General features: G+C 38.5%; 44 protein-coding genes. 2 read left to right on the top strand and 42 right to left on the bottom strand.

The genetic code is table 11. The features are described 5' to 3' along the window. Positions 1-21: 21 nt before the first annotated feature. The 6 genes from FC46_RS01520 to FC46_RS01495 form a co-directional block, all read right to left on the bottom strand. Positions 22-957, bottom strand: coding sequence for an AAA family ATPase (locus tag FC46_RS01520; protein ID WP_057797281.1), 936 nt, complete (start codon positions 955-957; stop codon positions 22-24). Between the two features lie 106 nt (positions 958-1,063). Beyond that, complete coding sequence (locus tag FC46_RS01515; RefSeq protein ID WP_057797280.1) at positions 1,064-1,741, bottom strand: 2,3-bisphosphoglycerate-dependent phosphoglycerate mutase; 678 nt, start codon at positions 1,739-1,741, stop codon at positions 1,064-1,066. 1 nt (position 1,742) lies between these two features. Next, positions 1,743-1,937, bottom strand: a complete 195-nt coding sequence (locus FC46_RS01510) for a hypothetical protein (RefSeq protein ID WP_057797279.1) — start codon at positions 1,935-1,937, stop codon at positions 1,743-1,745. A gap of 8 nt (positions 1,938-1,945) precedes the next feature. After that, positions 1,946-2,833, bottom strand: a complete 888-nt coding sequence (locus FC46_RS01505; protein ID WP_057797278.1) for a cation diffusion facilitator family transporter — start codon at positions 2,831-2,833, stop codon at positions 1,946-1,948. A gap of 82 nt (positions 2,834-2,915) precedes the next feature. Continuing rightward, positions 2,916-3,596: a histidine phosphatase family protein gene (locus FC46_RS01500; protein ID WP_057797277.1), complete on the bottom strand. Its 681-nt coding sequence runs from the start codon at positions 3,594-3,596 to the stop codon at positions 2,916-2,918. 45 nt (positions 3,597-3,641) lie between these two features. Next, complete coding sequence (locus FC46_RS01495) at positions 3,642-4,406, bottom strand: sulfite exporter TauE/SafE family protein (protein ID WP_057797276.1); 765 nt, start codon at positions 4,404-4,406, stop codon at positions 3,642-3,644. A 60-nt stretch (positions 4,407-4,466) separates the two neighbouring features. On the opposite strand from FC46_RS01495, the gene FC46_RS01490 reads away from it, so the two are divergent. After that, positions 4,467-5,123, top strand: a complete 657-nt coding sequence (locus tag FC46_RS01490; RefSeq protein ID WP_057797275.1) for an HAD family hydrolase — start codon at positions 4,467-4,469, stop codon at positions 5,121-5,123. A 46-nt stretch (positions 5,124-5,169) separates the two neighbouring features. Continuing rightward, the gene (locus FC46_RS01485) at positions 5,170-5,754 is read left to right on the top strand and encodes a DJ-1 family glyoxalase III (protein WP_057797274.1); all 585 of its coding nucleotides are present in this window, start codon (positions 5,170-5,172) and stop codon (positions 5,752-5,754) included. Between the two features lie 50 nt (positions 5,755-5,804). Here FC46_RS01485 and FC46_RS01480 read toward each other — a convergent pair whose 3' ends face one another. The 36 genes from FC46_RS01480 to rpsJ form a co-directional block, all read right to left on the bottom strand. Next, positions 5,805-7,298, bottom strand: coding sequence for a peptide MFS transporter (locus tag FC46_RS01480; RefSeq protein ID WP_057797273.1), 1,494 nt, complete (start codon positions 7,296-7,298; stop codon positions 5,805-5,807). Positions 7,299-7,469: 171 nt separating this feature from the next. After that, on the bottom strand, positions 7,470-7,865 hold the full coding sequence (gene rpsI, locus FC46_RS01475; protein ID WP_057797272.1) for a 30S ribosomal protein S9: 396 nt from the start codon (positions 7,863-7,865) through the stop codon (positions 7,470-7,472). A 10-nt stretch (positions 7,866-7,875) separates the two neighbouring features. Then, positions 7,876-8,319: a 50S ribosomal protein L13 gene (gene rplM / locus FC46_RS01470; RefSeq protein WP_057797271.1), complete on the bottom strand. Its 444-nt coding sequence runs from the start codon at positions 8,317-8,319 to the stop codon at positions 7,876-7,878. A gap of 104 nt (positions 8,320-8,423) precedes the next feature. Next, complete coding sequence (gene truA, locus FC46_RS01465) at positions 8,424-9,212, bottom strand: tRNA pseudouridine(38-40) synthase TruA (RefSeq protein WP_057797270.1); 789 nt, start codon at positions 9,210-9,212, stop codon at positions 8,424-8,426. Between the two features lies 1 nt (position 9,213). Continuing rightward, positions 9,214-10,011 carry an energy-coupling factor transporter transmembrane component T family protein gene (locus FC46_RS01460; protein ID WP_057797269.1) on the bottom strand — a complete coding sequence of 266 codons (798 nt, stop codon included), beginning with the start codon at positions 10,009-10,011 and terminating at the stop codon, positions 9,214-9,216. Positions 10,012-10,015: 4 nt separating this feature from the next. Then, a complete protein-coding gene (locus FC46_RS01455) occupies positions 10,016-10,861 on the bottom strand; it encodes an energy-coupling factor transporter ATPase (RefSeq protein ID WP_057797268.1) in 846 nt (281 codons plus the stop codon). Continuing rightward, positions 10,837-11,682, bottom strand: a complete 846-nt coding sequence (locus FC46_RS01450; RefSeq protein WP_412362718.1) for an energy-coupling factor ABC transporter ATP-binding protein — start codon at positions 11,680-11,682, stop codon at positions 10,837-10,839. Before FC46_RS01450 ends, FC46_RS01455 begins: the two co-directional genes overlap by 25 nt. 173 nt (positions 11,683-11,855) lie before the next feature. After that, positions 11,856-12,239 carry a 50S ribosomal protein L17 gene (gene rplQ / locus FC46_RS01445; RefSeq protein WP_057797266.1) on the bottom strand — a complete coding sequence of 128 codons (384 nt, stop codon included), beginning with the start codon at positions 12,237-12,239 and terminating at the stop codon, positions 11,856-11,858. A 28-nt stretch (positions 12,240-12,267) separates the two neighbouring features. Further along, the gene (locus tag FC46_RS01440) at positions 12,268-13,206 is read right to left on the bottom strand and encodes a DNA-directed RNA polymerase subunit alpha (RefSeq protein ID WP_057797265.1); all 939 of its coding nucleotides are present in this window, start codon (positions 13,204-13,206) and stop codon (positions 12,268-12,270) included. A gap of 45 nt (positions 13,207-13,251) precedes the next feature. Then, complete coding sequence (gene rpsK / locus FC46_RS01435; RefSeq protein ID WP_004045557.1) at positions 13,252-13,635, bottom strand: 30S ribosomal protein S11; 384 nt, start codon at positions 13,633-13,635, stop codon at positions 13,252-13,254. Between the two features lie 22 nt (positions 13,636-13,657). Further along, positions 13,658-14,008 (bottom strand): 30S ribosomal protein S13, encoded by a 351-nt coding sequence (gene rpsM, locus FC46_RS01430; protein ID WP_057797264.1) that lies wholly within the window; start codon positions 14,006-14,008, stop codon positions 13,658-13,660. A gap of 19 nt (positions 14,009-14,027) precedes the next feature. Then, the gene (rpmJ, locus tag FC46_RS01425; RefSeq protein WP_002878160.1) at positions 14,028-14,144 is read right to left on the bottom strand and encodes a 50S ribosomal protein L36; all 117 of its coding nucleotides are present in this window, start codon (positions 14,142-14,144) and stop codon (positions 14,028-14,030) included. 14 nt (positions 14,145-14,158) lie between these two features. Continuing rightward, complete coding sequence (infA, locus tag FC46_RS01420; RefSeq protein WP_002878178.1) at positions 14,159-14,380, bottom strand: translation initiation factor IF-1; 222 nt, start codon at positions 14,378-14,380, stop codon at positions 14,159-14,161. A gap of 72 nt (positions 14,381-14,452) precedes the next feature. After that, the gene (locus FC46_RS01415; RefSeq protein WP_057797263.1) at positions 14,453-15,109 is read right to left on the bottom strand and encodes an adenylate kinase; all 657 of its coding nucleotides are present in this window, start codon (positions 15,107-15,109) and stop codon (positions 14,453-14,455) included. A 9-nt stretch (positions 15,110-15,118) separates the two neighbouring features. After that, positions 15,119-16,414 carry a preprotein translocase subunit SecY gene (gene secY / locus FC46_RS01410; protein ID WP_057797262.1) on the bottom strand — a complete coding sequence of 432 codons (1,296 nt, stop codon included), beginning with the start codon at positions 16,412-16,414 and terminating at the stop codon, positions 15,119-15,121. Continuing rightward, entirely contained in the window at positions 16,414-16,854 is a 441-nt protein-coding gene (rplO, locus tag FC46_RS01405) for a 50S ribosomal protein L15 (protein ID WP_057797261.1), read from the bottom strand. The genes secY and rplO overlap by 1 nt, the downstream gene beginning before the upstream one ends. 24 nt (positions 16,855-16,878) lie before the next feature. Continuing rightward, positions 16,879-17,064, bottom strand: coding sequence for a 50S ribosomal protein L30 (gene rpmD, locus FC46_RS01400; protein WP_057797260.1), 186 nt, complete (start codon positions 17,062-17,064; stop codon positions 16,879-16,881). Positions 17,065-17,078: 14 nt separating this feature from the next. Further along, a complete protein-coding gene (rpsE, locus tag FC46_RS01395; protein WP_057797259.1) occupies positions 17,079-17,588 on the bottom strand; it encodes a 30S ribosomal protein S5 in 510 nt (169 codons plus the stop codon). A 15-nt stretch (positions 17,589-17,603) separates the two neighbouring features. Beyond that, the gene (rplR, locus tag FC46_RS01390; protein ID WP_057797258.1) at positions 17,604-17,963 is read right to left on the bottom strand and encodes a 50S ribosomal protein L18; all 360 of its coding nucleotides are present in this window, start codon (positions 17,961-17,963) and stop codon (positions 17,604-17,606) included. Positions 17,964-17,989: 26 nt separating this feature from the next. Next, complete coding sequence (gene rplF / locus FC46_RS01385; RefSeq protein ID WP_057797257.1) at positions 17,990-18,520, bottom strand: 50S ribosomal protein L6; 531 nt, start codon at positions 18,518-18,520, stop codon at positions 17,990-17,992. A 24-nt stretch (positions 18,521-18,544) separates the two neighbouring features. Then, positions 18,545-18,943 (bottom strand): 30S ribosomal protein S8, encoded by a 399-nt coding sequence (gene rpsH / locus FC46_RS01380; RefSeq protein ID WP_057797256.1) that lies wholly within the window; start codon positions 18,941-18,943, stop codon positions 18,545-18,547. Between the two features lie 24 nt (positions 18,944-18,967). Further along, positions 18,968-19,153, bottom strand: a complete 186-nt coding sequence (locus FC46_RS01375) for a type Z 30S ribosomal protein S14 (protein WP_057797255.1) — start codon at positions 19,151-19,153, stop codon at positions 18,968-18,970. A gap of 13 nt (positions 19,154-19,166) precedes the next feature. Further along, positions 19,167-19,709, bottom strand: a complete 543-nt coding sequence (rplE, locus tag FC46_RS01370) for a 50S ribosomal protein L5 (protein WP_057797254.1) — start codon at positions 19,707-19,709, stop codon at positions 19,167-19,169. A 14-nt stretch (positions 19,710-19,723) separates the two neighbouring features. Further along, complete coding sequence (gene rplX / locus FC46_RS01365; protein ID WP_057797253.1) at positions 19,724-19,957, bottom strand: 50S ribosomal protein L24; 234 nt, start codon at positions 19,955-19,957, stop codon at positions 19,724-19,726. A 19-nt stretch (positions 19,958-19,976) separates the two neighbouring features. After that, the gene (gene rplN / locus FC46_RS01360) at positions 19,977-20,345 is read right to left on the bottom strand and encodes a 50S ribosomal protein L14 (RefSeq protein WP_057797252.1); all 369 of its coding nucleotides are present in this window, start codon (positions 20,343-20,345) and stop codon (positions 19,977-19,979) included. 33 nt (positions 20,346-20,378) lie between these two features. Next, positions 20,379-20,645: a 30S ribosomal protein S17 gene (gene rpsQ / locus FC46_RS01355; RefSeq protein ID WP_057797251.1), complete on the bottom strand. Its 267-nt coding sequence runs from the start codon at positions 20,643-20,645 to the stop codon at positions 20,379-20,381. Positions 20,646-20,663: 18 nt separating this feature from the next. Then, entirely contained in the window at positions 20,664-20,861 is a 198-nt protein-coding gene (gene rpmC / locus FC46_RS01350; protein WP_025080093.1) for a 50S ribosomal protein L29, read from the bottom strand. Then, positions 20,851-21,291, bottom strand: coding sequence for a 50S ribosomal protein L16 (gene rplP, locus FC46_RS01345; protein ID WP_057797250.1), 441 nt, complete (start codon positions 21,289-21,291; stop codon positions 20,851-20,853). Before rplP ends, rpmC begins: the two co-directional genes overlap by 11 nt. Then, positions 21,291-21,953 (bottom strand): 30S ribosomal protein S3, encoded by a 663-nt coding sequence (gene rpsC / locus FC46_RS01340; protein ID WP_057797249.1) that lies wholly within the window; start codon positions 21,951-21,953, stop codon positions 21,291-21,293. Before rpsC ends, rplP begins: the two co-directional genes overlap by 1 nt. A 13-nt stretch (positions 21,954-21,966) precedes the next feature. Continuing rightward, positions 21,967-22,320, bottom strand: a complete 354-nt coding sequence (gene rplV / locus FC46_RS01335) for a 50S ribosomal protein L22 (RefSeq protein ID WP_003549029.1) — start codon at positions 22,318-22,320, stop codon at positions 21,967-21,969. Between the two features lie 19 nt (positions 22,321-22,339). After that, on the bottom strand, positions 22,340-22,618 hold the full coding sequence (gene rpsS, locus FC46_RS01330; RefSeq protein WP_057797248.1) for a 30S ribosomal protein S19: 279 nt from the start codon (positions 22,616-22,618) through the stop codon (positions 22,340-22,342). A gap of 18 nt (positions 22,619-22,636) precedes the next feature. Next, the gene (gene rplB / locus FC46_RS01325) at positions 22,637-23,473 is read right to left on the bottom strand and encodes a 50S ribosomal protein L2 (RefSeq protein WP_057797247.1); all 837 of its coding nucleotides are present in this window, start codon (positions 23,471-23,473) and stop codon (positions 22,637-22,639) included. An 18-nt stretch (positions 23,474-23,491) separates the two neighbouring features. Then, positions 23,492-23,794, bottom strand: a complete 303-nt coding sequence (gene rplW, locus FC46_RS01320) for a 50S ribosomal protein L23 (protein ID WP_057797246.1) — start codon at positions 23,792-23,794, stop codon at positions 23,492-23,494. After that, complete coding sequence (gene rplD, locus FC46_RS01315) at positions 23,794-24,411, bottom strand: 50S ribosomal protein L4 (RefSeq protein WP_057797245.1); 618 nt, start codon at positions 24,409-24,411, stop codon at positions 23,794-23,796. Before rplD ends, rplW begins: the two co-directional genes overlap by 1 nt. Before the next feature lie 14 nt (positions 24,412-24,425). After that, entirely contained in the window at positions 24,426-25,064 is a 639-nt protein-coding gene (rplC, locus tag FC46_RS01310; protein WP_057797244.1) for a 50S ribosomal protein L3, read from the bottom strand. 23 nt (positions 25,065-25,087) lie between these two features. Beyond that, entirely contained in the window at positions 25,088-25,396 is a 309-nt protein-coding gene (gene rpsJ / locus FC46_RS01305) for a 30S ribosomal protein S10 (protein WP_006351933.1), read from the bottom strand. Positions 25,397-25,709: the final 313 nt, after the last annotated feature.

Below are 25,709 nucleotides of genomic sequence, written 5' to 3'. Positions count from 1 at the left end.
ATCGAAATTAAATCTTTCTTCTTACCAAATATGGAGCAATCTTGTTGGATCAAGCTTGCTCAAATTAAATTGGTGCACATGTTGCTGCTTGTTCTCCGGGAATTCCTTCAAATAATCAGCCACATTGTAAAGCCCAGTTGTGTATGACCAAACCCCATGCACTTTCTTAATTGGGTCTAGCATTTCGTTACGAATAGGATATGCGGAAATCAAGAAGTGCTTGTGGTGGAATTTAAAAACAAAATATGGCAATTTGAATTCTTGCACAGCTTCTTCTTCAGTCTTGGCAATTGTCACAACATTGCGATATGAGCCATACTTTTCTGTAAATTTATCATTGAAAGAAAAGTAGAAATTAGAAATATGCACATGTGGAAAATCTTCTTCCTTAACTTGATCAGGAACAGCAATAACATGTGAATAACGATCTAAATTACTCTCTTTTTGCTGTAAAGCCTTTTCCATTTGGTTAGGGACAATTCCATGTGCCCAAGATGGGACTTCTGGATGAGCCTCATATGAGCGGTACATTTGCTTGACGATTTCCGGCTTTACCCAATCATAGTGCATTCTTGTTTGATTTCGTTTAAGCAAACTTTCTAAAGTGTTGTGCTGCATTAAATCCACAACAAACAACTCATAATGGTATTTATCAACCCATGGCTTAAAATGTTCAATCGCACTAGGCACAATGTGCGTACCATCAACAATGACGGTTTCTCCATAAGACATTTTATGCTCAACAAGATTGTCTACCATCTTTTGCGTCTGTACGGTAACATGACGCGGAATGACCTGGTGTAAGTAATCGGCTTCCTCTTGATAATAAACTGTTAAATCCGCCAATAATAACCGAATTTGATCACGACTGATCGCATATGGTTGTAAGTGATGGCGAGCAATAAAAGAAGATTTACCGGAGCCAGGTGCGCCTCTTAGTAAAAATATTTTACGCATACTGAATACTCCAAACTAGAAATTAATTATTTAATATCGTAATAAATTTTAACATACTTAAAGCCATTTCCTTATTAAGTACACTAAAAAAGTGCACTTTCGTGCACTATTTTAAGATTTTTTTGTCAATAATGTTCAATTGGTCATCCATCGTATAAATAATTGGCTGGGCGTTTGGCACTTCAAGCTTAACAATATCATGATCATTAATGTCTTCTAGCTTTTTAATTAATGCTCTTAAGCTTGATCCGTGCGCGACAATTAATTGATCTTCCCCCATTAACATTCTTGAAGCAACTTCATCATAATAATATGGCATTAATCTAAGTTGCGTTTGATGTAAGCTCTCTGCTCGCGGCATCAAGTGTTGATCACATAGTTTGTAACGACAATCAATAATCGGTGAGCCTTGCTTAGGCGGAATCGAATCGAAACTACGCCGCCATAATAATACTTGCTCTTTTCCGAAAACTTTACGCGAAATATCTTTATTTAGTCCTCTTAAAGCACCATAGTGGCGTTCATTTAGGCGCCAAGTCTTAGTAATTGGTAACCACAAAATATTGCAGACATCAGCTACAAGGTTGGCTGTCATAATTGCCCGCGATAAAACCGAAGTATGGATATGGGTGGGCTGAAAATCATCGATTTTGTTAATCAGTCTACCTGCCTGTCGAGCTTGCTCTTCGCCTTTTTTAGTTAAAGGAACATCATTCCATCCAGTGTACACATTTTCAGCATTAGCAATGCTTTCACCATGTCTAACTAATACTAACTTTACCATGTTATTTCACCTTGATACCAAGTAATTGAAGAATTAATAATACTAATCCACCAATAATGAAAACTGCGCCCAAAATTGAATAAGCATAGATCGGTCTCTTATTTGGTTGATGACGCCGATTAATTGCGTAGGAAACATCATAAATTCCTACAATTAACATAATTATTGCTGTAAAAATATTAACTTGAAACCCCATCTAATCACCTAATCATTTTTCCCAGGAACAATCATCTTTTCATTCTTTCCTCGCTCGCATTCAGCTTGAAGAGTCACGTGTCTAATTCCTAGTTCCTTTTTAAGTTTCTTTTCAATTTGACCATACAATGTTTCTATCTCTTCGATTTGCATGCTTTTAGAAACATTAATATGTGCATCAAGCATAATTATATCATCACTGTATTGCCAAACGTGCACATGGTGAACATTTTTCACTTCTGCAAAAGAAGTTAGGATCGCATTTACTTTATTTAAATCAATATCAGGATTACCTTCCATCAAGATATTCGCGGCCTTCATTGTCACCTTGATTGCCTCCCAGAGTAATAAGACTGAAGCAAGTAAGGTTAAAATTGGGTCGATAATTGTGATATTCCAGATAGAAATTACAATCGATCCGACAACTACCGCAATACTTGATAAGGCATCAGAGGCCATGTTTAAGAACAAGGCTCTGGCATTTAAACTACCTTTGGTATCGATCATCATCACTAGCATTGAGATCACATTACCAGCAAGCCCAATCAAAGAAACGATGAACATAATCTTACCTTGAATTGGCTCTGGATTAGAAAATCTTTGGATTGCTTCAATGAATAAATAGATACTAATTACAATTAAGATAATCCCATTCGTAAAAGCCGCAAGAGTTTCTGCTCTCTCATAACCAAAGGTTTTGCGCGTATTCTTTTGCCTACGTGCAATTAAGTTAGCGATAAAAGCTAAAATAATCGAACCTACATCACTTAAATTGTGAACAGCGTCAGAGATTAGAGCAAGTGACCCGGACATAAAGCCACCAATGAATTCGGCAACTGTAATAATAATATTAAAAACTGTTACTATCAGATACCTTACAGAACTATTTTCTTTCATAAATTCTCCCTCGATATATTATAGAAAATATCATATACCAAATATCTTATACAAACAAAAAAGGGCTGAAATTCTCAGTCCTTTATAAATTTTCTGCATCTTTGTTGTAATCAACAATTTCAAATTGACCATCTTTATGCAAAATTCCGCGGGTAACACTACCATTATTAGGAAATTCAATATCATGTTTACCATCACTTTTATCCCAATACTTAATAGCAAGTGTCTTGATGAAATCACCATGAGAAACCAGCAATACTCGATCCTCATTTTTAGTCAAATCTTGTAAGTTTTCAATCCCGCGCGTCATTCTTTCATCAAGTTCTTCAGTATTTTCTGCTAAATGACGCGGATCAGCCCTTTTTGTAGCCTCACGGAATCTGTAGATCCCTACTTGATTAATGATTTTTTGTACATCTCTTTCTGGGCCTAGACCAGCCTCTTCAGCAATTTGTATCCAGGTTTGATCAATATCATCACCCTCAAAACTGCCAAAAAATACTTCCCGAAATTCGGGTAATTTTCTAATTTTTCCGATCTTCGAAACAACATTAGCATCTTTCATCAAATGAACAGTATCAATTGCTCGCTTCAAGTCCGATGAATACATATTATCAAAGTGGACTTGAGATAATGCTCTTGCAGTTCTCTTTAAATCGTCAATTCCTTTTACAGTCAACGGAGAATCACACCAGCCCTGAACTTTATTCAGCTGATTGAACATTGTTTCTCCGTGGCGTACTAAATAAACTTCTGTTGCCAATTCAATCCCCCTTTTTTACTATTCCTTTTATTTTACCAAATTTAGTTATGCAATGTAGGCTGAATAGAACAAATATCCTGCCAAAACGAGGGAAAGAATTGCTGTAATCAACCGAACTGCAGCAGGTGACATATATTTAATACTCTTTTGTCCCAAGAACCCACCAATAAATAAGCCAATTGCTAGGGGAAGAACCATCATCCAATTGATTTTAGCACCAAAAATGAAGACAACCAAAGCTACTAAATTTCCTAAAGAACCTAAAATATTCTTCATCGCATTAATAGTTACAAAGTTGCATTCACTAACATAAGTTAAAAAGATTAAGTTTAAAACACCAGCAGCTGCACCAAAATAACCGGTGTAAATTCCAGCGAAGAACATTCCGATATATGCAGCAGAAATTTTTAACTGGCTATGTTCTTCATCCATATGGAAGAAGCGTTTTGAACCACTCAAAAAGAGCATCCCACCAGAGAAAATCACAAAAAACGGGACTAATTTTTCAAAAACGCTCCCAGGAAATGCAAGAAGTAAAAGGCTCCCACAAAGAGCACCGCCGAGAATAAAAATTCCATATTTCCACATTTCACGCCAATGTCCCTTCATATCTTGAAGAGAAGACACTGCTGAGCCGATTCCTGTGAAAATTAATGATGCTGTATTAGTAATATTAGCAGAAACTGGCGATGCGCCAGCAATTAATAAAGCTGGATATGAGACTAATGACGCCATACTTGCAACGGCAGAAACAACTCCTGATAAGACTCCAGCAATTAATAGAAAGATAAATGTTCCAACTGTTCCCATATTAAACTCCCAATTGTGTCAATCTTTGGATAAATTATACAATAGTAATGAGGTGATTCAATGAATACTTTTGAAACTTTGATTTTTGTTCCTGAAGGAACTCTGTTAAACGAAAAGCTTGCTATAAAAAATGCCTTACGCAAAACTCTTAAGTATTTTGACCGCTCTTTTGGATCTTCTGAAAGTATTAAGTATACGAAATTATCAGAATCTTTCAAATTATTAGATCGAAAAGAGCAAATTAATTTACTTTTACAAAATTTTTTCTATGACGAACTGAATGAAGCTGAGCGAGTTTTCAATCAAGACCTACAAAAGCAACACCGTTTAATTAAAGATAGCGCAGAATTTTTGAATAAAATTCAGGACAAATTCACCTTAGTTTGCGTCGGTAAGGAAAGTAAATCACAGCTACTCCCTCGCCTGAACGATAGCGGCATTGTGGATAAGTTTAATGCTCTTTTCTTTGCAGATGATTTCGACAAGATACTTCCAGATAAGAGTATTTTTATCAATGTGGTTAAAGACCTTGGTGTTGATCCTGATAACTCATTAATTATTGGCTCAACTTTAAGTGAAGAAATCCAAGGTGCAGAAAATAGTGGTTTAAAATCACTTTGGCTTGCCCCAAAGAAGGAAAAAATTCCAATCGTACCTCACCCAACATTACATTTATCAAGGTTATCAGATTTAGCATTTTACTTAAATATTGAATAATTATGTTGGATAATAAGTATAAGTGATTATTTGAAAGGATGATAATATGACAAAAGTTGCTGTTGTTTTCGCAGATGGTTGTGAAGAAGTTGAAGGCTTAAGTGTTGTTGATACCCTTCGCCGTTTGAACGTTGAATGTGACATGGTTGGTTTAACTAGTAAAAAGGTTGACGGCGACCACCATATTGAACTTACTTGTGACAAAGTTGTGGATGATTCACTTCTTGATTATGACTTAGTTGCTTTTCCAGGTGGGATGACTGGTTCTGCCAACCTTCGTGACAATGAAAAGCTTCGCGACTTGATGGTTAAGCGTCATGAAGCAGGTAAGTGGGATGCAGCAATGTGCGCTGCACCTCGTGCTCTTGCTAAATATGGTGTTTTGAATGATGCAGATTTCACTTGCTACCCAGGCATTGAAGAAGAATGTAAAAAGTACGATTCATCTGCGCACTTTTCTGAAAAGATTACTGTTACTGACAAGGTACACAAGATTGTAACTAGCCGCGGTCCTGCAACTGCTTGGGCATTTAGTTACGCAATCGCTGAAGCACTCGATGTTGACACTAAGGCATTAAAGAAAGGCATGTTATACAACTACTTAGCTGATAACATTCAAGACAGCTTATAAAATTAGGTATTTTAAAAGGAGGCATCCGCGTTGGACGTCTCCTTTTTTTATTAATGTACACCTTCCATTAAGGTATTAATATTCTTAACTAATAAGAACATGATTACACCGAAAATTACACTAACCAAGCCAATTGCCATGAAGTATTGAACTTCAGTATTAGTTGAGTAGAACTTAACGATTTGAGCATTAATGGCTTGTCCTGTAGCATCTGCCATGAACCACATACTCATCATTTGAGAACGATAAGCATTAGGTGCAAGTTTAGTGGTGATAGATAACCCAATTGGTGAAATCAACATTTCTGCAATTTCAACAATAAACCATGAACCAACTAGCCACCAAGGACTTACTCTACCGCTTGTACCGTAAAGCATCCCAGGTATTGCCATCCACATGTATGATAAACCGGCAAAAACAAGTCCGGCAGCAAATTTACCTGGAGCAGATGGTTGCTTCTTCCAGTGTTCCCACAGCCAAACAAAGACTGGCGTTAAAATCATGATGAATAATGGATTAAGTGATTGGAAGTTAGCGGCTGCAAAATGCCAATTACCAATGTGAAGCACAGTTCTTTGTTCAGCAAATAATGCCAAAACAACTGAACCTGATTCTTCAATTCCCCAGAAAATAGCTGCAGCAAAGAATAGTGGAATATAAGCTTTGACACGTGAGCGCTCAATCTTAGTAACCTTTGGACTACGTAACATAGTTACGAAGTAGTAGATTGGCAACGCAATTGCCAAAATAGTTAACATGGTGATGACGTTGTTAATGTTTAATTGACCAACACCAGCTAAAGCAGCTAAGAATGCCGCAATTGCAATTAGAATGATAACGACCCATTTCACAATTCTGAGTAAATCGCCTCGATCGATTGGATCGTTTGGTTCCAAACTGCTAGTTGGCAGGTACTTTTTACCACCTAAGACATATTGTACAAGACCGAAAAACATTCCGACTGCAGCTAACGAGAATCCGGCGTGGAAATTTAATTCATTGCCAAAAGCATGGAAACCGAAGCCCTCACTCGCCCATGGAACAAGTAATGGAGCAATAAACGAACCAAGGTTGATTCCGAAGACGAAAATACTGAACCCAGCATCTCTGCGGCGATCTTCAACTGAATAAAGTCCACCAACCATATCAGAAACATTAGGTTTCAATAATCCGGTACCAACCACAATTAAAGCAATTGAACTATATAAGGCGCCGATACCTGCTGGCAATGCCAAAACGATGTGACCTAGCATGATTAGAACACCGCCATAAAAGACAGTTTTTCTTGAACCCCATACTCTGTCTGAAAGCCAGCCCCCAACTAGGGCTGACAAATAAACCAGCGAGCCGTAAATCGACATGACCGAAGCAGCGGTGGTTTGATCCATTCCCAAACCACCCTTAGTGACTGCGTAGTACATGTAGAATAGTAAAATAGCACGCATGCCGTAGTAACTGAAACGTTCCCACATTTCAGTGAAGAATAGTGTGGATAACCCTTTAGGTTGTCCGAAAAAAGCTGTATCTATATTTTGTTTTTCCAAAAAGAAAAACTCCCTTCTTATTTATTGGCAAGCAATAAAGTTTTATTATACCACTAAATAAGGCTATTCTTGGATATGTTAACGGCATTTCTTTGTATTTGTATACTTTTTTGCGCGCAAAAAAGCACTCGCAATGATGCGAATGCTTTTTGATAAACGTAATATAAAATATTAACGCTTTGAGAATTGAGAAGCTTTACGGGCCTTCTTCAAACCTGGCTTCTTTCTTTCCTTCATTCTTGGGTCACGAGTCAAGAAACCTGCCTTCTTAAGTGGACCACGGAAATCTGGGTCTACATCAAGAAGTGCACGAGCGATACCCAAACGGATAGCTCCAGCTTGACCTGAGAAACCACCACCGTTAACATTAACGCGAACGTCGTATTGACCGTCAGTTTCAGTTAATGTCAAAGGTTGCTTTAAATCCTTAACTAAGTTAGGGAATGGAATGTATACGTCAACATCTTTACCGTTAACAGTAATCTTACCGTTACCTGGTACTAAACGAACACGCGCAACTGAATCCTTGCGGCGACCAGTACCGATGTATGCAGCTTGTTGTGCCATTTTTAACCTCCTAGATTAATTTGTTAATATCTAACTTTTCAGGCTTTTGTGCTTCATGCTTGTGATCTTCACCAGCATAAACGTGCATCTTCAAGAATTCTTGGTGACCAAGAGTGTTCTTTGGAAGCATACCCTTAACTGAGATTTCAACCATCTTAACTGGGTTATTAGCAAGCAATTCGCCGTATGATACTGACTTCAAGCCGCCACGCCATGATGAGTGGTGGTGGTAGAACTTATCAGTAGTCTTCTTACCAGTCAACTTAATCTTTGAAGCGTTGATAACAATGACATTGTCACCAGTATCAACATTTGGTGTATATTGAGGCTTGTTCTTACCTCTCAAAATAGTGGCTACAGCAGTTGAAAGACGACCTAAAGATACGTCTGTTGCATCAATAATGTACCACTTACGTTCGATTTCACTAGATTTTGCTAATGGTGTAGTACGCAATTTAAATTCCTCCGTTTATTTGCAGTTTGAAAACAATAAGTTTCCGGGGCCTATCGTGGACAAACATACTATACTAGAGTACGTCCTTTTTAGGAAAAAGTCAATTATAAATCAAGATCTTGCCGGTATTTCTTTGGCATTTCATCATAAAAAACATGATAAAGATATAATCCACTTGCTTGAGCTGTTTGTGGAACTTCTAATCGATTCTTAGCTGCAATCACCCGCGGAATATCGTCAACTGGACGTTTACCACTGCCGATTTCTAATAGCATTGCAACCAAGATTCGCACCATGTTATATAAAAAACCTGAACAAATGAAATCAAAAATTAATTCATTTTCCTCTTCATTTTTTTCAATATTCACATAATACATCGTTCTGACTTTATCAACAATTTGTCCACCACTTGCCGCAAAGCTGGTAAAGTCATGTGTACCTAACAGATCCTTTGCTGCTTCTTGCATCTTTTCCACATCAATTGGATATGGATAATGCCCGGTATAAAATCTTTTAAATGGATTAACAAAGTGATCCAAGCTCATGCGATATCGATACCACTTACCTTTAATATCATAACGAACATGAAAATCATCATCGACAATTTCACATTCCTTAAAAATAATATCCATCGGCATCATTGAATTGAGCGCCAAGACCATCTTATCGGCAGGTATTTTATTTCCCGGGTAATCAAATTGAATCACTTGCCCCAATGCATGGACTCCAGCATCTGTTCTCCCTGATCCTTCAACGATTATCCTTTTCCCCTTTGTCATTTTCTTTAATGCTTCCTCAATCGCTCCCTGCACAGTTCGTGCATTAGGTTGAATTTGAAAGCCATGAAAAAGATGGCCATCGTAAGCCATCAACATTTTGTACCTTGTTGTCATTTTAATGTGTCCTAAATATTAATAGTAATATAGTTAACGCAATAAAAAATCCTAAATTAATCCAGTCGACATTCGACCAACTGAGTACTCGATATCGACTTCTACCGCTGCTGCCACGATAACCTCTGGATTCCATAGCTGTGGATAAGTCAACGGCCGTTTCCAATGAACTAATAAATAATGGTACCAGCAAAGGTGAGATGGCTTTCGCTCTTTTTATTAATCCACCATCATTAAAATCTGCTCCTCGAGATCTTTGTGCATTCATAATTTTTAATGTTTCATCAAAAAGCGTAGGGACAAATCTTAGCGCAATTGACATCACTAAAGCTATTTTATCTACTGGTACCTTAAATAGCTTCAGAGGCGTTAATAGCCATTCCATCGCGTCTGCTATTTCAAGTGGCATTGTAGTAACGGTCATTACAGTTGAAATCAAGATGATTAAAGTAAAACGAATGAAAATATAAATGGCATTTGTTATTCCATAACTAGATAAAGTGAAAATCCACCAATTCCAGTAAACTGTCCCACCACTAGTAAAGAATAATTGCAGAATTGAGGTGAAAAAAATCAGCCATACCAGCGGTTTAACTCCAGCCCAAAATACCTTTGGCTTCAATTTAGTTGCCGCAACAGCAATTAAAGCAAATGCCGAAATGATACCATACGTTATCCAATTATTTGCAAGAAAAATCACAAAAATAAAGAGAATACATGCAAGTAGTTTACCACGCGGATCCAATTTATAAATAATTGAATTTCCTGGGATATACCGTCCTATAATTATTTTACTCACATTCTCACCTCTTCAAATTTTTTTTAATCCCAGCAACTAAGTCATCCAAAGTTAAAGGATTTTTATCAAAATGATATCCACTCAATTTATCTGCAAATATACTTGGAGTTGGCTCATCAAGTGAATGTGTTCTATCCCAATTTGAATCTGCAAAAGTGTTCTCTGGATTATCATGCTTAACTAATTTACCTTTTTCAAGGACTAAGACATCGTCAGCATATTCAGCAACATCATCCATATTGTGAGTAACCAGAATAACCGTATGTCCCTCTTCTTGATACTCTTTAAACAAATCCATCATTTGCTTCTTAGCTTTAGGATCTAAGCCTGCTGCTGGTTCATCTAAACAGAGAATATCTGGTGAATACGCCATAACCCCAGCAATAGCAACTCTTCTCATTTGCCCACCCGATAAGTCAAATGGGGATCTTTCAGCGATATTTTCTGGCAAACCAACTTTCTTAATCCATTTTCTAGCTAAATCTTTTGCTTCTTCTTCACTATAGCCAAAGTTCTTTGGGCCAAACGCAATATCATCAACAACAGTATTTTCAAAAAGTTGTGCTTCCGGAAATTGGAAAACCAAACTAACATGCTTTCTCAACTCTTTTAAATTTTTATTGCTAGTTTCCGGAGTAATTGTCATACCTGCTATTTCAATTTCGCCTTTAGTCGGCTTGAGCAATGCATTAAAATGCTGCATCAACGTAGATTTACCACTACCAGTATGACCCACCAATGTTATAAAGGAATTTTCTTTTAGTTCAAAACTAACATTATCTAGCCCCTTTTTCTCAAATGGTGAGTCTGGTGAATAAACATAGCTTACATTTTTGAATTTAATCGACATAAAGCATCAACCAACTTTTCTTCCGTATCTAAATTTGGAGGTAAATCAATACCCACAGCCTTAAGTTTTTCTTGTAATTTAAAAATAAATGGTTCCTCTAGTCCAACTTCATTAATCATCTTTGTTTGAATAAAAACCTCATTTGGACTACCACTTGTTACCAAATTACCGTCATTAATTACTAAAACTTGATCGGAATTAGCAGCTTCATTGATATCATGAGTAATCGAAATGACTGTTAAATCATTCTTCTGTTTCATCCTTTTAACTAATTCAATAATATGTTCTTTTCCTTGAGGATCAAGCATTGAGGTAGCTTCGTCCAAGATAATTATCTTGGGTTCAATAGCCAAGATTCCAGCAATTGCCACACGTTGTTTCTGACCACCAGATAAATTTGATGGTTCAGAATTTTTATAGTCACTCATGTTCACTTCTTTAAGAACTGTGTCAACAATTTCAATCATCTTGTCACGTTGAATGCCACGATTTTCAAGTCCAAAAGCCACATCATCTGCTACAGTTGCTCCGACAAATTGATTATCTGGATTTTGAAAAACAATTCCAACATTATTACGAATATCCCAAACTGTATCATCTGATAATTTTATACCATCAACTACTATTTCTGTCTCTGGATTATCATCTGGAACAAGTAAGCCATTAATCAATCTTGAGATGGTGGATTTACCACTACCATTATGCCCAACGATTGAAGTCCAACTACCCTTTTTAATACTAAAACTAATATTATTAACTGCCGGTTTCTTGGCTTCTCTATATGTAAAGGAAACATTTTTAAAAGTAACGATATTTTCCACTAACTCCACCTCGATTATCAAACTATGACTATTGTACCAAAAAAGAGCAAAAAAAATCATCCATGAAGAGGGATGAAAAACATCTAAGCTAGACTAAGCTTTCGCCATCATCATCGCGCTTATTCTCACTTTCATGGATAATTCTTAATAGCTATTAAGTTGTGTTATCTGAATTAAACTAATTCAAGGATAACCATTGGAGCTGCGTCACCTTTACGAGGTACAGCAAGCTTCATAATTCTGGTGTAACCACCATTGCGGTCCTTGTAACGAGGTGCAATATCAGAGAAAAGTTTTTGCAATGCTGACTTAACAACAACTGTATCATTTTCTTCATGAATATCAGCAACTTCATCACGTACAAATGCTGCGGCTCTTCTTCTTGCAGCTAAGTCACCACGCTTACCAAGAGTAATCATCTTTTCAGCAGTCTTGCGGATTTCCTTAGCACGAGCTTCAGTAGTAACAATGCGTTCGTTGATGATCAATTGAGTAGTCATTTCTCTAAGCATTGCTTTTCTATGTGCACTATCGCGACCTAATTTACGGTATGCCATCAGTTTGCCTCCTTTATCATTTCTTCAGTTAATCTTCTTGACGAAGTGAAAGTCCTAAGTCGTTTAATTTATTCTTAACTTCTTCTAATGATTTACGTCCCAAATTACGTACACGCATCATATCTGATTCACTCTTGTCAGTCAATTCTTGAAGAGTATTAATACCTGCACGCTTTAAGCAGTTATATGAACGAACTGAAAGATTTAACTCTTCAATAGTCATTTCGAGTTTCTTCTCTTTCTTGTCGTCTTCTTTTTCCACCATTACTTCGTTAAACTTAGTACTTGCATCAGCTGATTCAAATACTTTGAAGTGTTCAACTAAAATTTTAGCAGCAAAGCTAAGGGCGTCATTAGGGTTGATTGAACCGTCAGTCCAAATCTCAAAAGTGAGCTTGTCAAAGTCATCTCTCTTACCAACACGAGTGGCTTCTACTTGGTAGTTAACCTTCTTAATTGGTGAGAACAATGAATCTACTGGAATAACACCAATTGGCATGTCATCACTCTTATTGTCATTTGCAGCAACATAACCACGACCGTTCTTAACTGCGATCTGCATGTGCAAATGTCCACCTTCAGCAATGGAGCAAATATATTGGTCTGGATTCAAAACTTGAACGTCAGAATCAACCTTAAGATCATCAGCAGTTACTGTGGCTGGACCTTCAACGTCCAATTCAATAACCTTTTGTTCATCTGAAAGAGACTTCAATTCAAGTTTCTTTAAGTTCAGAATAATCTTGGTTACATCTTCTCGTACACCAGGAACTGTTGAGAACTCGTGTAAAACGCCGTCAATTTGTACATAAACAAGTCCTGTACCAGGAATTGAAGTAAGCAATACTCTACGAAGAGAGTTGCCCAAAGTTGTACCAAAGCCTCGTTCTAGTGGTTCAACAACAAACTTACCGTAAGAATCTTCTTGTTCAACAACGGTAATATTTGGTTTTTCAAATTCAATCATTACTAGGCCCCTTTCAAAACGTAACGTCCTCTTACTAGGACAAAATTAAACACGACGACGTTTTGGTGGTCTGGAACCATTGTGGGGAACTGGCGTAACGTCACGAATTGCAGTAATTTCAAGACCAGTTGCTTGAAGTGATCTAATAGCAGATTCACGACCAGCACCAGGACCTTTAACAGAAACTTCTACATGTTTCATGCCTTGGTCCATTGCACTCTTAGCTGCTGCTTCAGCTGCCATTTGAGCTGCAAATGGAGTAGACTTACGACTACCCTTAAAGCCCAATGCACCAGCTGAAGACCAAGCAACTGCATTACCTTGAACGTCAGTAATCATGACTAAAGTATTATTAAACGTAGAATGAATATGAGCAACGCCGCTTTCGACATGCTTCTTCACACGACGCTTACGTGCTGTTTTAGGCATCTATAAACCTCCTTATAATATATTAACGGTTTCTCTTAGTACCCTTACGAGTACGAGCATTGTTCTTAGTGTTTTGACCACGAACTGGAAGACCACGACGGTGACGAATACCACGGTAAGAACCGATATCAACCAAACGCTTAATGTTCATGCTTACTTCACGACGCAAGTCACCTTCAACACGGTACTTGTCAACTTCTACACGAAGCTTTTCTTGGTCTTCTGGTGTAAGATCCTTAGAACGAATGTCTTCAGAAACACCAGCGTCTTTACAAATCTTCTTAGCTGTTGGTTCACCAATACCGTAAATGTATGTAAGAGCTACAACAACTCTTTTATCTCTTGGTAAGTCAACACCAGCAATACGTGCCATAAATTGCACCTCCTAATTTTTAACCTTGACGTTGCTTGTGCTTTGGATTTGCAGGGCAAATAACCATAACACGGCCATGTCTCTTAATAACTTTACAATGTTCACACATTGGTTTAACAGATGGTCTAACCTTCATGTTTACCTCCGTTATTACTTAATAAACCGATACGTAATTCTACCTTTTGTTAAATCATATGGAGAAAGTTCTACAGTTACTCTGTCTCCTGGCAAAATGCGAATGTAGTGCATTCTGATCTTACCTGAAACGTGAGCTAAAATAGTAGCTCCATTTTCCAATTCAACTTTAAACATAGCATTAGGTAAGGTATCAACTACCTTACCTTCTACTTCAATGACATCATCTTTTGCCAAAGTTGTTCCTCCGCAATTAAACAGTCATACTTTGCAATTATAACACGGAAAAATAATTATACAAGCCTTCTATTACTTGTTATTACTTAATACCGCATCAATATCTTCAAATACCTTTTCAGGTTCTTGTTCACCGTTGATTACAGTAAGCAAACCCTTCTTTTGATAGAAGTCCTTCAAAGGTGCATTCATCTTTTCGTTAACTTCCAAACGATTCTTAACAACTTCTGGCTTATCATCTTCACGTTGATAAAATTCATGACCACCACAACGATCACAAGTACCTTCAACCTTAGGCATCTTTGAGATCTTGTTATAAGTTGCGCCACAATTTTTACACATGAATCTTGAAGATAAACGTTCAACTAAAATGTCTGGGTTAACTTCAAGTGAGATAACATTTGTTAAAGGCTTGTTAAGTCTTTCAGTGATACCTTCCAAAAGTTCAGCCTGCTTTGTAGTTCTTGGGAAACCGTCCAAGATGAAACCTTCCTTAATGTCAGGTTGACTTAAACGTTCTTCAACTAACTTAGCAGTAACTTCATCAGGTACCAAGTTTCCTTTGTCGATGTAACTCTTGGCTTCCAGACCAACCTTGGTCTTATTTGCCATTGCTTCTCTAAACATATCCCCAGTTGAGATATGTGTTAAATGATATTTATCAACAATTTGTTCAGACGCTGTGCCTTTACCTGCACCTGGTAAACCTAAAAGAATTAAGTTAATCATTTTTCTTTCCTATCTGATGAATCCAACATATTCTCTCTTCATCAATAAACCATTGATTTGACGAGATAATTCCAAAACGACACCGATAACAATCAATAAACTAGTACCACCAAGTCCGATCGAACTAGGTAGGTTCCAGAAATTAGTAGCAAGCTGTGGTATCAAGGCAACTAAACCTAAGAATAGTGCACCTACAGTTGATAACCGCATTAATAATCTTGAAACATAATCCTGTGTATCTTTCCCTGGCCATACGCTTGGGATATATGCTCCCTGTTTTTGCAAATTTTCAGCAAGCTTTTCAGGATTTACCTGAACGAAAGCGTAGAAGAAAGTGAATAAAACAATCAAAAGAGTATAAATGATAACACCAGGAGTAGTTTGCATACTAAAAATGGTAGTTAAAACTTTATACCATTGAGCATCTCCATGGTTTTTCTGGAAAGCCATTAAGATTGTTGCCGGAGTAACGATGAACGAACTGGCAAAAATAACCGGAATAACTCCAGATACGTTAACCTTTAAAGGTAGAAAACTTTCTGACCCGCTGATAGTCGCTCTTCTAGTATATTGAATAGGAATACGACGAACAGCTTGTTCAACCCAGGTAACGAATTGCGTAATCAAAAGAATCGCAACGATTACCGCGATGAAGAACAAAATACCTTGCCAACGATCACTAGCACTGGTGTTAACAATTTCTTCTTTATAAATGTCATACATTCCAGCTGGAAATCTTGCGATAATACCAGCGAAAATGATCACAGAAATACCATTACCTAAACCTTTATCAGTGATTTCATCACCGAGCCAGTTAAGCAACATAGTACCACCTGTCATAATGATGGCTATTTCAATATAAGTTTGTGGTGTTTGATTCTTAACCAAACCCATCTGAGTTAAAGCATTGAACCCAAGTGTAATACCAATACTTTGTACGAATGCAATAACCAGCGCTAAATATCTGGTTACTTGATTGGTCTTACGACGTCCAACTTCACCTTGTTTTCCCCATTCAACTAAAGTAGGTACAATATCCATTTGTAGCAATTGAATAACAATTTGCGCTGTGATGTATGGAGAAACACCTAGTGAAAAGATTGAATAATTGTCTAGCCCACCACCAGTAACAGTATCAAGCATTGGAACTAAACCAGTTTGTGCAACTTGAGTGATCGCCTTTGCATTTACACCAGGAACGGTAATGTTAGCACCGATCCGATATAACAAAAGAATAAAAAGAGTGAACCAAATCTTGTTTCTAATCTCTCTATCCTTAAAGGCGTTCTTCAAGGTTGAAATCATTAAATCACCTCAACAGTTCCGCCGGCAGCTTCAACTGCCTTCTTAGCAGCTGCGGAAACTTTGTTGACCTTAACAGTCAATTTAACCTTTACTTCACCGTCAGCAAGTAACTTAACACCAGACAATTCCTTCTTAATTACGCCATTGTCCTTTAAGTTTTCAACAGTTACTTCGCTGCCGTCTTCGAATTTGTTTAAATCGTCTAAGTTAATGATGGCATATTCCTTACGGTTTACGTTCTTGAAACCACGCTTAGGCATAGTTCTGAATAATGGCATTTGACCACCTTCAAAACCTAAACGAGTATGACCACCTTGACGAGCTAATTGACCCTTTTGGCCACGACCTGAAGTCTTACCGTAACCACTTGAAGTACCACGACCTACACGCTTTCTTGCACGACGTGAGCCTTCTGCTGAATGTAATTCATGAAGCTTCATTTATTTGGCACCTCCTTGATTCAATTATTTGTTAATCTCTTCAACAGAGATTAAGTGAGCAATTTTCAATAATGCACCGCGAGTAGCAGCGTTGTCAGGAACGACAACAGTACTACTGATACGACCTAAACCAAGAGCTTTAACAACTTTCTTTTGGTTAGGTAGACGGTGAGCAACACTTCTAATTAAAGTAACTTTTAAATCAGTCATCTAGTAACCTCTCCCTAATCTTCGTTCGTGATTTGGCGAAGTTTTGCAACTTCTTCACTAGTTCTAAGCTTCTTCAAACCATCAATTGTTGCACGAACAACGTTGATTGGAGTGTTTGAACCAAGTGATTTAGAAGTAACATCAGCGATACCAGCCATATCCATAACGATACGTACGGCACCACCAGCAGCAACACCGGAACCTGCTTCAGCTGGCTTCAACATAATGTTACCTGAACCATAATGACCAATTACTTCGTGAGGAATAGTAGTACCAACCTTAGGAACATTGATCATGTTCTTCTTACCAGCTTCAACAGCCTTACGGATTGCTTCTGGGACTTCTTGAGCCTTACCAGTACCGAAACCTACACGGCCTTTCTTGTCACCAACGACAACAAGGGCAGCAAATCTCATCCGACGTCCACCTTTTACAACCTTAGTAATACGGTTGACAGCGACTAATTGATCTTCGATATCGTCCTTGTTTCTACGATTATTACGAGAATCGTTGCGGTTTGCCATGTGTTATTCTCCTTCCTAGAAATCTAATCCGTTTTCACGAGCGGCATCTGCCAAAGCTGAAATACGGCCGTGGTATAAGTAACCACTTCTATCAAATACAACGTTTGAAATGTTCTTTGCCTTTGCTGCTTCAGCAATTGCTTTACCAACAGCTGCGGCTTGTTCTACTTTGTTAGCGTCTTGTGAAACAGACTTATCCAAAGTTGAGGCACTTGCAAGCGTTACACCCGCTACGTCATCAATTAATTGAGCGTAGATGTTTTTGTTTGAACGAAAGATACTTAAGCGTGGGCGCTCAGCGGTCCCAGAAATCTTATCACGAATACGTTTATGACGCTTTAAGCGTAATTTGTTTTTATCTGGTTTTGAAATCACAATTTCACCTCAAAAATAACTAACTATTACTTACCAGTCTTACCTTCCTTACGACGTACGTATTCGTCAGTGTAACGAATACCCTTACCCTTATAAGGTTCAGGTGCACGTACGGCGCGGATTTCGGCTGCAAATTGACCTACGTGTTGCTTAGAGATTCCTTCAACTTCTACATCAGTAGCTGATGGAGTCTTAACAGTAACACCTTCAGGTGCAGTCAAAACAACTGGGTGTGAGTAACCAACATTCAAAGTAATCTTGTTACCTTGTGCTTGAGCACGGTAACCAACACCGATTAACTTCAAAGTCTTCTTGTAACCATCAACAACACCTTCGATCATTGATGCTAAATTAGCTCTTTCAGTACCGTGAAGAGCTTTATCACTTTCACTAGTACGGCTAAAGTTAATTTCGCCATCTTTTTGTTCGAACTTAATCTTTGGATCGAAGTATCTTGTCAATTCACCCTTAGGGCCCTTAACAGTGATGTTGTCGCCTTCCTTGGTAACAGTGACACTGTCAGGTACTTCAATAGTCTTTAAACCAATACGGCTCATTGAATTTTCTCCTTTCTGTCAGAATTACCAAACGTAAGCGATAACTTCGCCGCCAACGCCCTTTTGTCGAGCTTCTTTGTCAGTAATAACACCGGCAGAAGTAGAAACGATGGCAATACCTAAACCATTAAGAACCTTAGGTAAATCTTCAGCACTAACGTAGTTTCTAAGACCTGGCTTAGAAATACGCTTCAAACCTGAGATTACGCGTTCTCCGTTTGGACCATACTTCAATAGAACTTTGATAACGCCTTGCTTGTTGTCATCTACAACTTCGTAGTCGCGGATGAAGCCTTCACGCTTTAAAATTTCTGAAATTGACTTCTTGATGTTTGATGCAGGAATTTCAACTGAATCGTGCTTAGCCATGTTGGCGTTTCTGATTCGAGTTAAGTAATCTGCGATCGGATCTGTCATAACCATTTATGCTATCCTCCTAACCGTATACTACCAACTAGCCTTTTTAAGACCAGGAATTTGACCCTTGTGTGCTAATTCCTTAAGGCAAATACGGCATAAACCGAACTTGCGGTATACGGAGTGTGGACGACCACATCTCTCGCAACGTGTGTATTCACGTGAAGAGAACTTAGCAGGACGATGATTTCTAACTTTTTGTGATGTTTTAGCCATTAATATCCTCCAATTACTTTGTAAAAGGCATACCAAATTGACCTAAAAGTTCATGGGCTTCTTCATCAGTTTTGGCAGTAGTAACAATAACAATATCCAAGCCTCTAGTACGATTTACTTTATCGAAATCGATTTCTGGGAAGATCAATTGTTCCTTAATACCTAAAGTGTAGTTACCACGACCGTCAAATGAACGATCTGAAACACCACGGAAGTCACGAACACGTGGAAGAGAAACATTGATCAACTTGTATAAGAAATCGTACATTCTATCGCCTCTAAGGGTTACCTTAGCACCAATAGACATACCTTCACGTAAACGGAAGTTAGCGATTGATTTCTTAGCCTTAGTGATTAATGGCTTTTGACCTGAAATCAAAGTTAATTCTTCAACAGCTTCGTCTAAGTTCTTTGCGTTAGAAACAGCGTCACCAACACCCATGTTTAAGACGATCTTGTCGATCTTTGGTACTTGCATTACTGAATTGTAGTTAAACTTTTCTTGCAATGCAGGCATAACTTTTTCTTTGTATTCTGTAGCTAAATAACTTGCCATTTGCGTCCTCCCTTCTACTTATTATCTGCCTTTGAAATAACCTTAACATTTGATGCGTGGATTGAACCTTCTGATTCAACTACACCACCATTTGCATTGGTTTGTGAAGGCTTTTGGTGTTTCTTGATCATGTTAACGCCCTTAACAACAACGCGGTTCTTCTTAACGTTAACTGAAAGAACAGTACCTTCTTTACCTTTATCTTTACCGGCAATGACCTTTACTTTGTCACCAGTTTTAACAAACATCAGTGCACCTCACTAACAATTATAAAACTTCAGGGGCAAGAGACACGATCTTCATGTAGTCGTGTTCACGCAATTCACGTGCAACTGGCCCAAAGATACGAGTACCACGAGGGCTCTTATCAGCGTTAATAATTACGCCAGCATTTTCGTCGAACTTGATGTATGAACCATCTTCACGACGTGCGCCTGATTTTGTTCTGACAATGACAGCTTTTACGACGTCACCTTTTTTGACAACGCCACCTGGTGTTGCTTGCTTAACAGTGGCTACTACGATGTCACCAATATTACCAGTCTTACGCTTTGAACCACCTAAGACTCTGATGACTAAGAGTTCTCTGGCACCAGAGTTATCAGCAACCTTTAAACGAGATTCGTTTTGAATCACTGTGAAATCCTCCCTTCAGTAAATCCGTAAAAATTAAACAGATCTCTTAACAATCTTAACTAAACGGAAGCGCTTTGTGCGAGATAATGGACGGGTTTCCATGATACGAACAGTATCTCCAACTTTAGCTTCATTATTTTCGTCTTGTGCGTAGAACTTCTTTGAGTACTTAAAACGCTTGCTGTAAACAGGGTGGTTCTTGTAAGTGTCGACAACTACAGTAATAGTCTTGTCCATCTTATCTGAAACAACTCGACCTTGATATACGTGACGACGATTTCTTTCGATTGATTCGCTCAAGTTAATTGCTCCCTTCCATTAATTTTGTTCTAATGCTTTTTCGCTAAGAATAGTCTTGATTCTTGCGATGTTTTTACGGACTTTGCTCAAGCGAGCGGTGTTTTCTAATTGACCCGTTGCTTGTTGGAAACGCAAATTGAAGAGTTCTTCTTTGTATTGCTTTTCTTTTTCTAACATTTGATCAGTGGTTAATGATCTGATATCTTTAGCCTTCATTAGAATTGCCACCTACTTCCGAACTTCTAGTCACAAACTTAGTCTTGATTGGTAACTTGGTTGAAGCAAGTCTTAAAGCTTCACGAGCAGTTGCTTCATCAACGCCACCAATTTCAAACATAATCTTTTCTCTCTTAACTACAGCTACCCAACCTGCTGGTGCACCTTTACCAGAACCCATACGTACACCTACACCTTTAGCAGTGTATGATTTTTGAGGGAAAATTCTAATCCAAACTTTACCGCCACGCTTCATGTAACGTGTCATTGCAACACGGGCAGCTTCGATTTGACGGTTAGTAATCCAGTGTGATTCGAGGGCTTGTAAACCGTATTCACCAAAGGCGATATACTTACCACCTTTAGCAGCACCACGCATCTTACCACGGAATTCACGACGGTGTTTTACTCGCTTTGGTACTAAAGGCATTACTTGTTTCCTCCCTTCGCAGGCTTGTTCTTACGAGTTGGTAAGACTTCGCCACGATTGATCCATACTTGAACACCAATTTCACCGTAAGTAGTGAAGGCATTTACCCAAGCGTAATCAATATCAGCTCTTAAAGTTTGAAGTGGAACACGACCTTCAGTATGCCATTCTCTTCTAGCCATGTCAGCACCATTCAAACGACCAGAAACTTGTACTCTGATACCCTTAGCACCAGCGCGCATTGATCTTTGAGTAGCTTGACGCATTGCACGTCTGAATGCTACACGAGCTTCTAATTGACGAGCGATACTATCAGCAACTAATTCTGCATCAAGATCTGGCTTCTTAATTTCTACAATGTTGATGTGTACTTGCTTACCAGTTAAAGCATTTAAATCTCTTCTTAAAGCTTCAACTTCAGAACCACCTTTACCAATTACCATACCTGGCTTTGAAGTATGAATTGAAATGTTAATTCTGTTAGCTGCACGTTCAATTTCAACAGTTGAAACAGAGGAATCCTTTAATTTTTCTGAAATGAACTTTCTGATACGAAGGTCTTCGTTTAAAGTTTCTTTGTAACCTCTGTCAGCATACCATTTTGATTCCCAATCACGGATAACACCGAGACGAAAACCGTTTGGGTTAATCTTTTGACCCATTGATAAACCTCCCTTAATCGTTCTTTTCTGAAACTACAACAACTACGTGACTAGTTCTCTTGTTAATTGGAGAAGCCATACCCTTAGCACGAGGACGGAATCTCTTTAAAGTAGCACCTTCATTTACGTATGCTTCAGATACGTAAAGGTTAGCACTTTCAAGATCGTAGTTGTGTTCTGCGTTAGCGATTGCTGAACGCAATACCTTTTCAACGATTGGGGAAGCAGCTCTAGGCGTAAATTCCAAGATTGCCAATGCTTCAGCAACGCTCTTACCACGGATTAAGTCAATAACCAAACGTGCTTTTCTTGGAGCGATGCGGACAGTTCTTGCTTCTGCCTTAGCTGAACTAATTTGTTCTGCCATTTAGATGTGTCTCCTTCCTCTACTTAGTAGCCTTGTCGTCAGATGCCTTGTGTCCACGGAAAGTTCTTGTTGGAACAAATTCACCTAACTTATGACCAACCATATCTTCAGTTACGTATACAGGTACGTGTTTTCTACCATCGTAAACAGCTATAGTCAAACCAACAAAGGAAGGGAAAATAGTTGAACGACGTGACCAAGTCTTAATAACTTGCTTCTTTTCTGCGCTTTGTTGTGCATCAACCTTTTTTAACAAGGATGCATCAGCAAAAGGACCTTTTTTAATACTACGGCTCATTAATTAACCCTCCTTCTGTTACTTGCTACCCTTACGGTGACGAATAATTAACTTCTCGCTAGCCTTCTTAACGTTTCTAGTCTTGATACCACGAGACTTCTTACCCCATGGAGTCATAGGTTGTGGACGACCAACTGGAGCCTTACCTTCACCACCACCGTGTGGGTGATCGTTAGGGTTCATTACAGAACCACGTGATTGAGGACGCTTGCCCAACCAACGGCTACGACCAGCTTTACCTAATTGGATTAATGAGTGTTGTTCGTTACCAACAACGCCGATAGTTGCACGACATTCTGATAAAATCTTACGAACTTCACCACTTTGTAATCTAACTAAAGTGTAAGCACCATCGAAACCTAAAACTTGAGCTGAAGTACCAGCACTTCTTACAAGTTGAGCACCCTTACCTGGTCTCATTTCAATATTGTGGATTGAAGTACCAGTAGGAATGTTCTTCAATGGTAATGCGTTACCAGGTCTGATATCTACAGATTCACCTGATTCAACAACATCGCCAACCTTTAAACCTTTAGGTGCGATAATGTAAGCCTTAATACCATCAGTGTAGTGAAGAAGAGCAATGTTAGCAGTTCTGTTTGGATCGTATTCGATTGCCTTTACAACTGCCTTTGCGTTGTCCTTGTTACGCTTAAAGTCGATGATACGGTACTTTTGCTTGTGACCACCACCACGGTGTCTACTAGTAATATGACCGTATGAGTTACGACCTGCAGTGTGTGACTTACTTTCGAGCAAAGTACGTTCTGGCTTACTCTTAGTAATTTCTGCAAAGTCTGAAGAAGTCATATTACGGCGACCATTTGTGGTTGGCTTGTAAATCTTAATAGCCAATTGACTGACCTCCTATTACTAATCTTCTGAATTACTTTCGTCTTGGAAAATCTTGATGTCGTTTGAATCGTTAGTTAAAGTAACGATTGCCTTTCTACGACGAGCAGTCTTACCAGTGTAACGACCTACTCGCTTGTCCTTACCACGAACGTTCATAATGTTAACGCTCTTAACCTTAACATCGAAGATTTCTTCAACAGCGTTGCGAACTTGAGATTTGGTTGCAGTTAAAAGCACGTCGAAAGTGTACTTCTTATCATCCATTAAGTTCGTGGACTTTTCAGTAATGACAGGTCTTAAAATGATATCGCGTGCGTTCATTAAGCCAAAACCTCCTCAATTCTCTTTACAGCATCTTGAGATAAGATCAACTTGTCGTAGTTAACTGCGTCAACAACGTTTAAACCGTTAACTGGAACAACCTTAACCTTAGTCAAGTTTCTTGCTGAAAGTTGAACATTCTTGTCGTCTGAAACAACTAATGCCTTACCTTCAACATTCAAGCTGTTTAACATAGCAACAAATTCCTTAGTCTTAGGAGCTGACATGGTCAACTTGTCTAAAACAATTAAGTCCTTATCAAGCAACTTTTGGGAAAGAACTGACTTAATAGCCAAACGACGTTGCTTTCTTGGCATGCTGTATGCGTAAGAACGAGGTGTTGGACCAAATACTACACCACCACCACGCCATTGTGGAGATCTGATAGAACCTTGACGAGCACGACCAGTACCCTTTTGTCTCCAAGGCTTCTTACCACCGCCGCGAACAGCAGATCTATTCTTAACCTTTGAAGTACCTTGGCGCTTACCAGCTCTTTGTCTAATAATTGCGTCAAAAACAACGCTTTCGTTAGGTTCAATACCAAAAACCTTGTCGTTTAAAGTAACTTCACCAGAGTCTTTACCGTTTTGATCGATAACTTTAAAATTAGCCATTCTAGTCCTCCTTCCTACTTAGCAGCATCTTCAGATTTAGAAGCAGTCTTAACAACGATTAATGAATTCTTAGCACCTGGAACGTTACCCTTAATCATTAATACATTCTTATCTGCTACAACTTTTTCAACAACTAAATTTTCAATAGTAACAGTCTTAACGCCCATGTGACCTGGTAATTTCTTACCCTTTGGTACACGGTTAATGATTGACCCCATTGAACCAGGAATTCTGTGGTATCTTGAACCGTGAGTTTCTGGACCTCTGGATTGACCCCAACGCTTAATGTTACCTTGGTATCCATGACCTCTTGAAGTACCAGTAACGTCTACAACGTCACCTTCCTTGAATGTATCCACAGTAACTTCTGAGCCGACTTCGTAGTCCTTAAGCTCAACACCGCGGATTTCCCGAATGAAGCGCTTAGGTGAAGTCTTTGCCTTATCAGCATGACCTTTTTCTGGTTTGTTGCTCAATACTTCACGCTTGTCTTGGTAACCCAATTGAACTGCTTCGTAACCGTCTGATTCAACAGTCTTAACTTGCATAACAACGTTAGGAGTTGCTTCAATAACAGTTACTGGAACAAGGATACCATCTTTAGTGAAGATTTGAGTCATACCAACTTTTCTTCCTAAGATTCCTTTGGTCATGATTACACCTCTTTCTATTTAAATTACAATTTGATTTCGATGTCTACGCCACTTGGAAGATCAAGCTTCATTAATGAATCAACAGTCTTAGGTGTTGGATTCAAAATGTCGATTAAACGCTTGTGAGTGCGCATTTCGAATTGTTCACGTGAGTCCTTGTTCTTGTGTGGTGAACGAAGAACAGTGAACAAAGTTCTTTCAGTTGGAAGAGGAACTGGACCTGAAATTTCTGCACCAGTTCTCTTTGCGCTAGCTACGATCTTAGCAGCTGATTCATCGAGAATACCATGTTCGTAAGACTTAAGTCTAATACGAATTGTTTGACTTGCCATTAAATTACCTCCTTAACGTCTTCTTTAAAAGATGACTAGCTCGGCAAAAATTCCCTGCACACCACTGTGGCAATGCAGCCTGGCGTGCCGCAACCTTTTGCGTCAACGCTTTACAACAATTCTAGGCATTAGAGCAGACTTGCCCAAATGCACAAAGACTATTGTACTTGGTCTCCCCTTAAATATCAAGGGTTTCACTTATGTTTCTCGAATTTTTTTGCAGAAAAAAAGAGTTATTTATTTTCAAATAACTCTTTTTTCGGCCGATTGTAAAATGAAGTTGGACACTATGTCCTAAATTAAAAAAGGTCAT

Source organism: Lactobacillus kalixensis DSM 16043 (genome assembly GCF_001434335.1).
Classification (GTDB): domain Bacteria; phylum Bacillota; class Bacilli; order Lactobacillales; family Lactobacillaceae; genus Lactobacillus; species Lactobacillus kalixensis.
Note: the sequence above shows the minus strand (reverse complement) of the source record. Positions and strands in the feature narration are given on the sequence as shown.

Bases quoted from the DNA above. Each gene is read 5' to 3' on its own strand.
- truA (WP_057797270.1), bottom strand. From the start codon at position 9,212: ATGACAACAAGGTACAAAATGTTGATGGCTTACGATGGCCATCTTTTT.
- rplE (WP_057797254.1), bottom strand. From the start codon at position 19,709: ATGGCAAGTTATTTAGCTACAGAATACAAAGAAAAAGTTATGCCTGCA.
- rpsJ (WP_006351933.1), bottom strand. From the start codon at position 25,396: ATGGCAAGTCAAACAATTCGTATTAGACTTAAGTCTTACGAACATGGT.
- rpmD (WP_057797260.1), bottom strand. From the start codon at position 17,064: ATGACTGATTTAAAAGTTACTTTAATTAGAAGTGTTGCTCACCGTCTA.
- rpmC (WP_025080093.1), bottom strand. From the start codon at position 20,861: ATGAAGGCTAAAGATATCAGATCATTAACCACTGATCAAATGTTAGAA.
- FC46_RS01455 (WP_057797268.1), bottom strand. From the start codon at position 10,861: ATGTCGATTAAATTCAAAAATGTAAGCTATGTTTATTCACCAGACTCA.
- FC46_RS01510 (WP_057797279.1), bottom strand. From the start codon at position 1,937: ATGGGGTTTCAAGTTAATATTTTTACAGCAATAATTATGTTAATTGTA.
- rpmJ (WP_002878160.1), bottom strand. From the start codon at position 14,144: ATGAAGGTTAGACCATCTGTTAAACCAATGTGTGAACATTGTAAAGTT.
- secY (WP_057797262.1), bottom strand. From the start codon at position 16,414: ATGATTTCAACCTTGAAGAACGCCTTTAAGGATAGAGAGATTAGAAAC.
- rplF (WP_057797257.1), bottom strand. From the start codon at position 18,520: ATGAGCCGTATTGGTTTAAAGACTATTGAAGTACCTGACAGTGTCACT.
- rplP (WP_057797250.1), bottom strand. From the start codon at position 21,291: ATGCCTTTAGTACCAAAGCGAGTAAAACACCGTCGTGAATTCCGTGGT.
- FC46_RS01415 (WP_057797263.1), bottom strand. From the start codon at position 15,109: ATGATTAACTTAATTCTTTTAGGTTTACCAGGTGCAGGTAAAGGCACA.
- FC46_RS01495 (WP_057797276.1), bottom strand. From the start codon at position 4,406: ATGGGAACAGTTGGAACATTTATCTTTCTATTAATTGCTGGAGTCTTA.
- rpsE (WP_057797259.1), bottom strand. From the start codon at position 17,588: ATGGCAAACCGCAACGATTCTCGTAATAATCGTAGAAACAAGGACGAT.
- rpsM (WP_057797264.1), bottom strand. From the start codon at position 14,008: ATGGCACGTATTGCTGGTGTTGACTTACCAAGAGATAAAAGAGTTGTT.
- FC46_RS01505 (WP_057797278.1), bottom strand. From the start codon at position 2,833: ATGAAAGAAAATAGTTCTGTAAGGTATCTGATAGTAACAGTTTTTAAT.
- rplX (WP_057797253.1), bottom strand. From the start codon at position 19,957: ATGTTTGTTAAAACTGGTGACAAAGTAAAGGTCATTGCCGGTAAAGAT.
- rplW (WP_057797246.1), bottom strand. From the start codon at position 23,794: ATGAACGCACGCGATATCATTTTAAGACCTGTCATTACTGAAAAGTCC.
- FC46_RS01375 (WP_057797255.1), bottom strand. From the start codon at position 19,153: ATGGCTAAAACATCACAAAAAGTTAGAAATCATCGTCCTGCTAAGTTC.
- FC46_RS01520 (WP_057797281.1), bottom strand. From the start codon at position 957: ATGCGTAAAATATTTTTACTAAGAGGCGCACCTGGCTCCGGTAAATCT.
- rplQ (WP_057797266.1), bottom strand. From the start codon at position 12,239: ATGGCATACCGTAAATTAGGTCGCGATAGTGCACATAGAAAAGCAATG.
- FC46_RS01440 (WP_057797265.1), bottom strand. From the start codon at position 13,206: ATGATTGAATTTGAAAAACCAAATATTACCGTTGTTGAACAAGAAGAT.
- FC46_RS01515 (WP_057797280.1), bottom strand. From the start codon at position 1,741: ATGGTAAAGTTAGTATTAGTTAGACATGGTGAAAGCATTGCTAATGCT.
- rplO (WP_057797261.1), bottom strand. From the start codon at position 16,854: ATGAAGCTTCATGAATTACATTCAGCAGAAGGCTCACGTCGTGCAAGA.
- rpsC (WP_057797249.1), bottom strand. From the start codon at position 21,953: ATGGGTCAAAAGATTAACCCAAACGGTTTTCGTCTCGGTGTTATCCGT.
- rplD (WP_057797245.1), bottom strand. From the start codon at position 24,411: ATGGCTAATTTTAAAGTTATCGATCAAAACGGTAAAGACTCTGGTGAA.
- FC46_RS01485 (WP_057797274.1), top strand. From the start codon at position 5,170: ATGACAAAAGTTGCTGTTGTTTTCGCAGATGGTTGTGAAGAAGTTGAA.
- rplC (WP_057797244.1), bottom strand. From the start codon at position 25,064: ATGACCAAAGGAATCTTAGGAAGAAAAGTTGGTATGACTCAAATCTTC.
- rpsH (WP_057797256.1), bottom strand. From the start codon at position 18,943: ATGGTTATGACAGATCCGATCGCAGATTACTTAACTCGAATCAGAAAC.
- rpsS (WP_057797248.1), bottom strand. From the start codon at position 22,618: ATGAGCCGTAGTATTAAAAAAGGTCCTTTTGCTGATGCATCCTTGTTA.
- rpsK (WP_004045557.1), bottom strand. From the start codon at position 13,635: ATGCCTAAAACAGCACGTAAGCGTCGTGTGAAGAAGCATGTCGAAAGC.
- rpsI (WP_057797272.1), bottom strand. From the start codon at position 7,865: ATGGCACAACAAGCTGCATACATCGGTACTGGTCGCCGCAAGGATTCA.
- rplV (WP_003549029.1), bottom strand. From the start codon at position 22,320: ATGGCAGAACAAATTAGTTCAGCTAAGGCAGAAGCAAGAACTGTCCGC.
- FC46_RS01490 (WP_057797275.1), top strand. From the start codon at position 4,467: ATGAATACTTTTGAAACTTTGATTTTTGTTCCTGAAGGAACTCTGTTA.